Here is an 11,655-nt window from a genome sequence, read left to right on the forward strand (position 1 = left end):
CCCGACTCCCATCTCAGCGTTGGCTTCCTCGACCTCGGCAGCCTCGCCCTGCGCATCGAACAGCCGGGGGCGACCGTCAACATACCCTTCGTGACATTGCCCAAAAACCGCAGCAACGTGGTTTTGCAGGGCCAGAACACCCCCTTCGCCACAATAAGGGGGCCCTTTGAGGACATGCGCATCTCCGCCGAGGTCCTTATCTCCAATTCCGAGCTGGTTTTCCCTCCCAACACCGACAACCTCCTGAGCCTAATCTACAGTTTCCGCGGCGCGTTGGCCAAACCCGCCGTGGTACAAGTGGGCGACGCCATTCCCCTGCCTTTCACGCTGGACCTGATGGTCCGCCTGATGGACAATGTCCGCTACATCACCTATCCCACCAATTTCCGGATGCAGCGGGGTGGGTTCCTGCACATCACCTATGACGGGCGCGAATGGGTGGCCAATGAGGCGAATTTCGTCTCAGAGGAAGGCACCATAGATTTCTTCGGCACCATCTTCCAGGTGGAGAACCTCAATATCAGGATCATCGACTCCCAGGACCTGATCGACATCAAGGGCTCCTTCTATCGCCGCTCGCCGCGAGGCTCCGTCGTCACCCTCGCCATCTCCACCGACCCGGACGTCTCCAAGCCCATCTTCGACCGCCTTACCTTCACCCTGAGCAGCGACAACCCGGACGACACCACCATCAGCAAGATCCTTTCCCGGGCCCGCTACAGCACGGCCGCCGAGGAGGACAGCGAAAAAATGGAGGGCTCCGGCCTACAGGACCAGGCGCTGAACCTGATCTCGCAAAACCTGAGCACCACCCTGGTCACGCCCTTCATATATCCCCTGGAAAACACCATCCGTCGCTGGCTCGGGCTGGACAACTTCAGCATCAACGCCGGCTTCATCCAAAACCTCTTCATGCAATATTCCAACGACCCCAACCAACTGGCCGAATACGCGGACATGGACCAGTTCACAAGTGACATCACCCAGTTCAGCTCCGCCATCCTGCTAAACAACCTTTCCATTTCCCTCAGCAAATACCTGGGCGGCAGGGTCTTCCTCGATTACACTCTCACCCTGCAGGAAGCCACGGACCTCCTGAACCAAACCAAGATCGTCACCACCCACTACACCTCCCTGCGTCTCTTCCTGCCCTGGCAACTGCGCCTGGGCTACACCTTCAAATATGAGCCCCTGGAGGATAAAAACCTCCTCGAAGCCAAAACATCCCATGAGATCATGCTTCAGAGGTCATTCAGATTCTGGGGCCTGTAATAAATCCTTTGACAAAAAAAGCACTTCCGAAATCATGAAAAAAATATCATTCCCTGGAGGTTGCCATGCCTGAAGCCATGGATAACAAGAAAGCCAAAGAACACAAAAAAGCCGCTCCCCAGCAGGCTGATAAAGCTGCCAAAGATAAAGCCCAGTCGATCAATCCGCGCCATAAGATCGGCCTCGTGGAGATCATCATGATCCTGCTCCTGGCCGGGGTCGTGTTCATCTTCATCTTCGGCATGAACCAGATGAAGGCCGAAAAAGCACGCGAACTGGAGCTTCAGCAAATGGTCGGCGAAGTCCTCCCCACCTTCGGCCTCATCGCCAATGAAGCCAAAGTGTACAAGGAAAACGATCCTTTCGGCGCCTGGCCGCTCACCATTGAGGAATTGAACCTGCCCGCCGGGCTCGACACCCCGCAATTCAAGTTTTCTTTCTCCGACGCCGGCGCGGTTATCATGACCACCACCAAGGATTTTGGCAAGAAAGGCATCACCGTCAGCTATGACATCACCAAGGACATCTACGACATCAACGATCCCGACCCCACTGCCAAACCGGTCATCAAAGAGGATTGGCTCAACCAATAACCGGCTCGCGAATCATATTTACAGCCCGAAAACCCGTCCCCGCGGCGGGTTTTATTATCCTTAGACATGATCTGTAACAGATTTGCGGCACTCCTTGGATCCTCGATCGTCGGAATGGAATGGCTTTGACCAAGATCCGCGCCGGATAATTTTAATGGATGGCCCCCCTTATCAATACGCTATCATTACGGACTCATTACGGACAAAGTCCGTAATGAGTCCGTATTAACACCGTAATGATAATGGGAGGGTTGAAGGAGGGCTCCTACTCAAAATCTTGCCTAAGATACTAATTAATAGTGTTTTATGCCCGATTCACACCGCTTTTCACTTGCCGTTTGAGCCGCTGCCGGGATCTCCCTCTCTCTGGATCAAACCTAAAAGGACTGACGCACTTGCGTTCCGGCAAGCTTTCCTATTGACAATATGCCTGCCTGTGAGGATTGGTACTCCAAACGACCGAGAGTGGAGAAGAGATGAGCAAGAAACAGCGCACGGCGATCGAGCCGACCCGGGAAGAAAACTACGCGGAATGGTACCAGCAGGTGATCAAGGCCGCCGACCTGGCCGAAACCAGCGAGGTCCGCGGTTGCATGGTGATCAAGCCCTGGGGCTACGCGATCTGGGAAAACATCCAGCACGCCCTGGACGAGATGTTCCGCGAGACGGGGCACCGCAACGCCTATTTTCCGATCTTCATCCCCAAGAGCTATTTTGAGAAGGAAGCCGAGCATGTTGAAGGCTTCGCCAAAGAATGCGCCGTGGTCACCCACAGCAGGCTGGAAGACGACGGCCAGGGTGGATTGAAGCCCGCCGGCGAACTCACGGAGCCCTATATCGTGCGCCCCACCAGCGAGACGATCATCGGCGCTTCCTTCGCCAAATGGGTCAATTCCTATCGCGACCTGCCCCTGCTGATCAACCAATGGGCAAACATCGTGCGCTGGGAAATGCGCACCCGCCTCTTTCTGCGCACCACGGAATTCCTCTGGCAGGAAGGCCACACCGTGCATGAAAGCGAAGCCGAGGCGATGGATGAGACCCTGAAGATGCTGGACGTCTACGCCCGCTTCGCCGAGGAGTTTTTGGCCATTCCCGTGTTCAAGGGCGAAAAGACCGAAAGCGAGAAATTCCCCGGCGCCGTGAACACCTACTGCATCGAAGCCATGATGCAGGACCGTAAGGCGCTGCAATCCGGGACCTCGCATTTCCTGGGACAAAACTTTGCCAAGTCCTCAAACATCCGCTTCCAGAGCCGCGCAGGCGAATTCGAATATGCCTGGACGACCTCCTGGGGCGTCTCCACCCGCCTGATCGGGGCCCTGATCATGGCCCACAGCGACGACAACGGCCTGGTGCTGCCCCCGAAAATCGCGCCTTCCCATATTGCCATCATCCCGATCTACAGGGACGAGGCCGAGTACAGGGACGTGATGGCGCTGGCCGCCAGGATCGAAGAATCCTTCAAACACAAAGAATTTGACGGAGTCCGCGTCTATACGGAACTGGACGACCGCGACCTCACCTCCAGCGAACGCAACTGGCACTGGATCAAAAAAGGCATCCCGCTGCGCATCGAGATCGGCCCCCGGGACGTGGCCGCCAACACGGTTATGCTGGCGCGCCGGGACAAAGAGCCGCGGGAAAAGGAATCCGTACCGGTGGAAAATCTGGTTGAACAAGCTCTCGCGACACTTTCCGACATGCAAAGCTGCATCCTGGCCAAGGCCCTCAAATTCCGGGACGAGAACATCGTCCGAATCGACGGCAAAGACGCGTTCCAAGCCTTCTTTACACCCAAAAACGCCGCCCAGCCGGAGATCCACGGCGGCTTTGCCTTTTCACACTGGTGCGGGGACACGGCCTGCGAAGAAAAGATCAAGGACGACCTGAAGGTTACGGTCCGCTGCATCCCCTTCGGCGCTGAAGCCGAATCCGGGTCCTGCATCTGCTGCGGCAAAGCCTCAAACCGGCGCGTGATCTTTGCCAAATCCTACTAAACCCATGCCCAGAAGCGCCATCATCACCATCGGCAACGAGATCCTGCTGGGGCGGACCCTGAATACGAATCTGGCCTGGCTGGCATCTGAACTGGCCGGATTGGGGCTGGCGGTGGAATTTTCGCTCACGGTCAAAGATGAGCCGGAAGCGATCAGAAGGGCCCTCCAGCAGTGCTGGGCAAGCTGCGAGGTCGTAATCAGCACCGGCGGGCTCGGGCCCACGGCGGATGACATCACCAAGAGCGTGATCGCGGAATTCTTCGGGGCGGAACTGGAGTTTGACCAGAAGGTCTGGAAACAGGTGCAGTCACGCTTCGCGGCACGAAATTTGCCCACGCCAGAGATCAACCGCAACCAAGCGCTGATCCCCAAAGGTTTCGTTGCCTTGTCCAATCAACGCGGCACAGCCCCGGGATTGTATTACTCGAGCGGGAATAAATCCTTTTTCGCCTTTGCCGGCGTGCCTTTGGAGATGAAATATGTGTTCGATTCCCATGCCAAACGGATCCTGGCTGGCAAACACGGCGGAACTCCGGTAATCCAAAAGACCCTGCACACCTTCAACATCTCCGAATCCGCTTTGGCCGAGCTTCTGAGCGGCTTCCGCTTCCCCGCGGAGGCAAATCTGGCCTGGCTGCCCCAAACCGGAAGGGTGGACCTGCGCTTCTACGGCAGCGACCCCGAGGCCATTGACAAGGCGGTCGCGCACTGCCTGCCCTTGCTCGGAAACCATTTCTGGGGCAGAGACGAAGACACGCCCGCGGGCACTTTGCACGGTCTGCTGCGCGCCAAAGGGTTCAGCGTCTCGGTCGCGGAATCCTGCACCGGAGGCTTGCTTCAGAAAATGCTCACGGATCCGCCCGGGGCCTCGGATGTCTTCCTGGGTGGCGTCGTCGCCTATTCCAACGCGGCCAAGCAGAGGGTCCTGAAAGTGAGCCCGTCAACCCTGGCGGAGCATGGCGCGGTCAGCGAGGAAAGCGCGCTGGAGATGGTTTCGGGAATAAAAGACTTGACAGAATCCCAGACAGCCATTTCGGTAACCGGAGTGGCTGGTCCGGATGGAGGAACCATTCAAAAACCGGTCGGAACCGTTTGTTATGGATTTTCAGTTTTACACAAGGTGTGGAGTTTGACGCAAATCTTCAGCGGCGACCGGGAACAGATCCGGCACAAGGCTGCTGAATTTGCCATCCTGCACTTAATCCAAAACATGCAAGGAACCATGATTTGAAAATCCTGATCATAGGCGGAGGCGGCCGGGAACACGCGATCGCGGACGCCTTTGCCCAACACGAAGCAGCCGCGGACATCTTCCTGGCGCCGGGAAACGCCGGCCTGGCCAGGGAATTTCCCTGTTTGCCGCTCAGATCAAATACCGAGATCCTGGATTGGTGCCAGCGCGAGCAGCCCGGCCTGGTCTTCATTGGCCCGGAAAAACCGCTGGCAGAGGGTTTGGCGGACAGACTGAGCGAGCACGGCATCCCCTGCGTCGGGCCCAGCCAGGCCGCGGCACGGCTCGAGACGAGCAAGATCTTTGCCAAGGCCCTGATGGCCAAACACTCCATCCCCACCGCAACTTATGCCTCCTTTTCCGATCACCCTTCCGCGCTGGAATACATTCGCGGCCAGGGAAAGTTTCCCCTCGTGGTCAAAGCTGACGGTTTGGCCGCGGGCAAGGGGGTGGTCATCGCCGGAGACGTGGATGAGGCCTGCAAGGCAGTAGCCGGCTTTGCCAAGAACATCGGCCCGGACTGCGGGATAGTGGTGGAGGAATATCTGCGGGGCTGGGAAGTTTCGCTGTTCGTGGTGACGGACGGGACCAGTTTTCAGACCACGCCCTTCGCTCAGGACCACAAACAACTCGGTGAAGGCGACACGGGCCCCAACACGGGCGGCATGGGGGCATTCTGTCCCGTGCCGGAAGCCGAACCCTGGCGAAATCAGATCGAAGGGCAGATCGTCTCCCCCATCCTGGCTGCCCTGCGTGCCGAAGGATGCCCCTATCGCGGCTGGCTCTACTGCGGCCTGATGATCACCTCATCGGGTCCGAAGGTTTTGGAATTCAACTGCCGATTGGGAGATCCCGAGGCCCAGGCATTGCTGCCCCTGCTCCTGACACCGCTGCGCGAAGTCTGTTCTGCCATAACGGAAGGCTGGGTGGACAAGCTCCAGCTCAAGTGGAGCGGGCAAAGCGCGATCTGCGTGGTGCTGGCCTCCCAAGGCTATCCCGGCAGTTTCGTCAAAGGCCATTCGATCAGCATCAGCCCGCGCTTGGGCGGCAGGATCTACTTCAGCGGAGTGGGCGAAATAGACGGAAATCTGGTGACCGGCGGCGGCAGGGTGCTTTCCCTGGTGGCGCTGGGCAATGACATCGAAGCAGCCCGCCGGAAGGTGTATCAGGACCTCGACGCGGTTAAATTTTCAGGCAAGACCTTCCGAGGCGACATCTCGCGGCGGAACAACACACTTTGAAGGCGGAGTATTAATGAAATCAGCGATCCTGGCAGGCCTGGCCCTGCTCCCCCTGATCCTGTTCGGGGCAACCTTCAACGTCCTCAGCCAGACGGCGGACCAACTGGTGGTGGAATTCACGCTGCCCGAATACGAGATCGGACATGAACTGATCAAGGGTAGCACCTGGCAATACATTTCCTCGGACGACGGCGCGATCCATGCCCGGGAGGGCTTTCCGGAGCTCCGTGTCTTCAGCGAGGCGATCGCCATTCCCATCGACGGATGGGCCACGGCCCAAGTGACCGGAGTGAGAAGCACCGTCCTCAAAAACATCAACCTCAAGCCAGTCTATAAAAGGGTCCTGGAGAACGACGAAGTTGACTACGTCTTCCACCAGGATACCTCAGCCTACCGCAGCAACCAGGCCTATCCTGCGCAGATCGCCCAGGTGGGGGAAACCGCTTTCATCGGCGACCGCAACTTCGTGCCTCTGCACCTCTACCCCTTCCAATACCGTGCCGCGGAAAAGGAACTGGTGGTGAACACCAAATTCACCGTCCAGATCCAGATCCACGGCAGCAAGGGGGCCACGCCGAACTGGCAGCTAAGCGAAAATCCCATCGACCAGGCCGGGGACGCGTTTTTCCTGAACAACGCCAGTTCCAAGGGCTGGAGGCTGCCCAAGAGCCGCGCGGAAAGCTACGAATCCCCCAAGAACGGGACCTCGCTGGTCAACGAGATCCAACTGATCGTGGACAAAGAGGGCATCTACAAGGTTAGCTATGCCCATTTGAACGATTTCATCAACCTCATGGCCGATTCCCTGGGAGTCGGCATGGCCTGGGAACCAAGCACGGTCGATCCCCGCTATCTTGAACTGCGGGACGAGTACGGCTCCGTCCCCATCCATTTCCAGGGCGAATCGGACGGCAGCTTCGACCCCCAGGACTTCTTTGAATTCTACGGAGACAGGCATTACGGGGATGAGGGCTATTCAGATGACTATACCGCGGAAAACGTATACACCCTCTATTTGAAGAGCGGATTGGGAGCGCGGATGGCAGTGGAGAACGGCGGTTTGATCGAATCCGATCCCTTCCTGTACATCGTTCCCGCTGCCTATGAGCAAACGGTCCATTTTGAGGAACAACTGGTTTCCGACAAGCTGGGCAATTGCTGGAACTACAATCCCAACTACTATCGCGAGGATACCTGGTTCTGGAGAAGGATCCAAGCCCCCAACCTGGACATCATTCCCTTCCAGTTGCAATATCCGCTGGATAGCGCGATCCAATACGCCCATGCCAGGGTGTCCCTCTTCGGGCTAACCTACGCGGGATCGAACCAGTTGGACCACGAGGCAACCGTGCGCATCAATCAGGCCATGATCAACAACCACACCTGGTCCGGCCAAACCGAAAAGATCTTTGAAAACCAGGGCAACATTGCCAATTCCTATTTCATGCACGGCACCAACTACATGTACATCAGCCTTTCCGGAAACACGGTCTCGGGCTATAACGAGCACGTGATGCTGGATTACCTGGAACTCACCTATTGGCGGGAATACAAGACCGACGAAGATTTCATCAAATTCTCCAAACCCTCGAACCGGCCTGCGGGCCTTTACCAATTCCAGGTGGAGGGATTCAGCAACAACCAGATCTCCGTCTATAAGATAGGCTCCTCTATCTTCAACAGCTGCCAGATCGAACCCTTCAACATCGAAGGCGTGGCGCCCTGGACGGTCACCATTCAGGACAGCGTCGCTTCCACCGAGGTCAAGTACTACGCCGTGACCGAGAACATGAAATCCCTGCCCAAAGAAATGCGCCTGAACATCCCATCAGACCTGAAAAATCCTGCCAATGCCGCGAATGTGATCATCGTCGGAAGACGTGATTTCATCCATTCGGAAGGCGGAGACCTGCTTGTAAGCACCTGGGAGGCAAGCAACAACGTCGTGGCCAGGGTCGATTACCAGGACATCTTCGACGAGTTCAACCACGGGATCCGCTCCGCCGAATCCCTGAAAGAGTTCTTCACCTATGCCTACAACAACTGGTCCTCGCCCCAACTGACCCATGTGGTGCTCCTGGGAGAGGGGATCAACGACGAGAGGGACAACAGCCCGGCCCGCCAATACGCGCTGGTGCCGGTGAAAAAAACCTGGACCTCCGAAGAGGGGGCCACCGCCAGCGACGGCTGGTATGCCACGATCGTGGGCACCGACCTGGTGCCGGATATCTCGGTATCCCGCATCAATGCCTGGAAGGTCGAGCACGTCCTGGATTTCGCCAACAAGGCAGCCCACTACCGCAACAACCTGCTCACCAACAGGCTCTGGAACAGCCATCTGACCATCAGCTCCGGCGGAAGATTAACCGACGCCACTGACCTCTTTGCCCAGCAATCTGAACGGATCCGCAGGAAGAACATGCCCCAAGACTCGCGGGTTACGAGGGTTTATACCTCCACCCAAACCGTAAGCCCTGAATACTTCGGCGGCACCTTCGACCTCAAGGACGCCATCAATTCGGGCACACAGTACCTGCACTTCATCGGCCACGGCGGAGGCAGGATCTGGGCGGACTACAACCTCTTCAACTACAACGACGTGGCCACGCTCAATAACCAGGCCTACCCCATCGTCCTCAGCCTTGCCTGCTATGCCTCCTCCTTCGATACGAACGGGATCAACAGCATCGGCGAGGTCCTCGTGATGCAGCCAAACAAAGGGGCGATCGCGACCCTGGGCTTCAGCGGCCTTGGCTACATGTATCAGGACGAGCTCTGGGGGCTGGCCTTCACGGAAGCGCTCTTCAAGCACGATTTCGCCACCCTGGGCGAAGCATACCAATTTACCCTGGCCAGATTTTACACCACCAATCCCCTTCCCCAGGCCCGCTACGCCCTCACCAACGCGGCCGCGCTGCTGGGAGACGCACTGATCAAAACCCTGAAGCCAGTCGGCGACATCCCTGTCACGGCACAGAGTTACCTTCTCCAGCCGGGAGACACGCTGCGGGTGTACGCGCAGTTCCCTCCGGATGTGATCGCGGCCCGGCTGTACATCATGAAAGCCAATGAGATAGTGAGTAACATCCCCTACGACCTGCCGGTCATTAACGGAAATTTCGATGCCAATTACATCATCCCCACCACTGACAATCCGCCATACCTGAGGACGATCTATGTGGCGGGATATTCTCCCAGCAATGAATATGTGGGCCGGAACTTCTTCGGGGTGGGCAACGCCGCGGTGATGCACCACGCCACACTTCCAGCCAGCCCCACCTGGGCTGATTCCGTCCGTTTCGTGGCCAGAGTGTTCAGCAATTCCGAGGTCAGTTCCATGACCTGCTATTACACGAGGAACATCGACGCCCAGAATCCCCTTTGGCTCTCTTTGCCTATGACCCCCTATACGGATATCGACAATGCCTGGATCACCACCCAGATGATGCCTCGCCAGAATACCGGCCAGGAAGTCAGCTACAAATATTCCGTCACCACGGCCGACGGAACGATCGAATCCTTCGTCTCCAGACACGTGACCCGGGGGCCGGACCTGCTTCTGGGAGATATCAGGCTGGAGGTGGGTGACTCAGGTCCCTACATCGAGGTTTTGGTGAAAAACATCGGCAACGCGGCCTCCATCACCACGGACCTGAGGCTGTACACCCAGCCCCAAGGAGGCGCGCAAACTCTGTTCAGCACTCAGGACCTGGCACCCCTGGAAATCAACGAAGAACGCTGGGAGACGATTTCCCTAGATGGGCTGGCCCCTGGAAACATCACTTTCCAGGCGCGGGTGAACTGGAGCAACTCCTTCTCTGAATGGCATATCGACTACACCACGAACAACCAGATCAACTTGGTGGCAGGCTTCAACTACCACGCGGTAAACGACGCCGGGGCGACTATCAGCAGCCTGGACAACAATCTGGCCTGCGAGATTCCCCAGGGGCTCGTGCCCGCTGAACAGAGCGCCTTTTTCTCCATTACCAGCCTGGGCGAACTAATGGCCAACAACCAGCCGGACATCAGCGCCATCAAGCTGCGCTCATTCGATTCCCTGCCCACCGCGATCCCCTCAAATGCCTATGAGATCAGGTCGCTCAATCCCGCCCTGGTTGATTCGACCGACACCCTGATCAACAACAAAAGGTTCAAGCTTACCTTTTACTACAGCGCCGCGGACACCGAAACACAAAGCCTGGAATCTGAAAACTCATACAAGATCTATCGCTGGGACGCCCGCGGTAGCAAGTGGATCCTGCAGGGGGGAAACATCTCCAGCGCCAACGACCTGGTCGTTTTTGAAGTGCGCCGGCAGGGCATCTACACCATCTACCGCAATGCGGACCGGATCCGGCCCTCCATCGACATAAACGTCCAAGACCAGGAATTCACCGTGGGCGGCTATATCTCCGGCACCGGGACCCTATCCCTCATTTTGAGCGATGCCAACGGGATCGACGTCTTCGATAACACGATCCAGCTCTATCTGAACGGCAGCCAGGTCTCGCCTGGCGATTACGTGACCTCCATCAATACGGACAATGTCAACCGGATCCCCATCAAATACCAGATCAACCTCAGCCGGGGAAATTACACCCTGGTGGTCGATTGCAAAGACGTGAACGGCAATTTCAACACCCGCGAGATCCAGTTTGTGGTGAACGAAACCTTCGAAGTGCGCAATTTCGCCAATTACCCCAACCCCGTGACCGGCCACGCGATCGACCCCAAAAATGACGGTCGGACCCGGTTCACCTATGTGCTAACCGACGACGCGGACAAGGTCACTATCAAGGTCTACACCGTAGCAGGAAGACTGGCAAAAACTTTCGACAACCTGCCCACCGGAGTGGGCTACCACGAATATCCGCGCACGGTTTACGGCTGGGATTGCAAGGACGACTTCGGCTATCCCCTGGCCAATGGCGTGTATTTCTATAAGATCATTGCCAGCAAAGGCAATCAGAAGATCGAAAAAACAATGAAAATGGCGATTCTCAAATAGAGGATGTTATGAATATTAAACTGCTATCTCTCTTAGCCACTCTGGCCCTTGTTCTGCCACTGGCCGCCGGCCGTTATGCCGGGGATTTCATGATGATCGGTGCGGGTGTCCGCCCCCTGGGCATGGGCGGTGCCTTTGCCGCCTTGGCCAACGATGGCTCCGCGATCTATTGGAATCCCGCCGGGATCGCACAGATCCGGGAATCGGAATTGTCGGCCATGCATGCCTTTCTCTACGGCGGGCTGGCCTCCTACGACAACATTAACTTTTGCCAGCCCCTCCCCAACGGCGTGACCATCGGCCTGAA

The 11,655-nt window shown here is 57.2% G+C and carries 7 protein-coding genes; all 7 read left to right on the top strand.

Features of this window, described 5'->3' with window-relative positions; all coding sequences use genetic code 11:
- Positions 1–1,272, top strand: a 1,272-nt coding sequence (locus tag K0B87_07925) for a translocation/assembly module TamB (GenBank protein ID MBW6514669.1), incomplete at its 5' end; no start/stop codon positions are given.
- A gap of 65 nt (positions 1,273–1,337) precedes the next feature.
- Positions 1,338–1,865 carry a hypothetical protein gene (locus K0B87_07930; GenBank protein MBW6514670.1) on the top strand — a complete coding sequence of 176 codons (528 nt, stop codon included), beginning with the start codon at positions 1,338–1,340 and terminating at the stop codon, positions 1,863–1,865.
- 476 nt (positions 1,866–2,341) lie between these two features.
- Entirely contained in the window at positions 2,342–3,865 is a 1,524-nt protein-coding gene (gene proS / locus K0B87_07935; protein ID MBW6514671.1) for a proline--tRNA ligase, read from the top strand.
- Positions 3,866–3,869: 4 nt separating this feature from the next.
- Positions 3,870–5,096 carry a CinA family nicotinamide mononucleotide deamidase-related protein gene (locus K0B87_07940; GenBank protein ID MBW6514672.1) on the top strand — a complete coding sequence of 409 codons (1,227 nt, stop codon included), beginning with the start codon at positions 3,870–3,872 and terminating at the stop codon, positions 5,094–5,096.
- The gene (gene purD, locus K0B87_07945; protein MBW6514673.1) at positions 5,093–6,337 is read left to right on the top strand and encodes a phosphoribosylamine--glycine ligase; all 1,245 of its coding nucleotides are present in this window, start codon (positions 5,093–5,095) and stop codon (positions 6,335–6,337) included. The genes K0B87_07940 and purD overlap by 4 nt, the downstream gene beginning before the upstream one ends.
- 13 nt (positions 6,338–6,350) lie before the next feature.
- Positions 6,351–11,348 carry a hypothetical protein gene (locus tag K0B87_07950; GenBank protein MBW6514674.1) on the top strand — a complete coding sequence of 1,666 codons (4,998 nt, stop codon included), beginning with the start codon at positions 6,351–6,353 and terminating at the stop codon, positions 11,346–11,348.
- 8 nt (positions 11,349–11,356) lie between these two features.
- The coding region (locus K0B87_07955) for a UPF0164 family protein (GenBank protein ID MBW6514675.1) at positions 11,357–11,655 on the top strand (299 nt) is incomplete at its 3' end.

The organism is Candidatus Syntrophosphaera sp. (assembly GCA_019429425.1).
Taxonomy (GTDB): Bacteria; Cloacimonadota; Cloacimonadia; order Cloacimonadales; family Cloacimonadaceae; genus Syntrophosphaera.

Bases quoted from the DNA above. Each gene is read 5' to 3' on its own strand.
- K0B87_07940 (MBW6514672.1), top strand. From the start codon at position 3,870: ATGCCCAGAAGCGCCATCATCACCATCGGCAACGAGATCCTGCTGGGG.
- K0B87_07950 (MBW6514674.1), top strand. From the start codon at position 6,351: ATGAAATCAGCGATCCTGGCAGGCCTGGCCCTGCTCCCCCTGATCCTG.
- proS (MBW6514671.1), top strand. From the start codon at position 2,342: ATGAGCAAGAAACAGCGCACGGCGATCGAGCCGACCCGGGAAGAAAAC.
- K0B87_07930 (MBW6514670.1), top strand. From the start codon at position 1,338: ATGCCTGAAGCCATGGATAACAAGAAAGCCAAAGAACACAAAAAAGCC.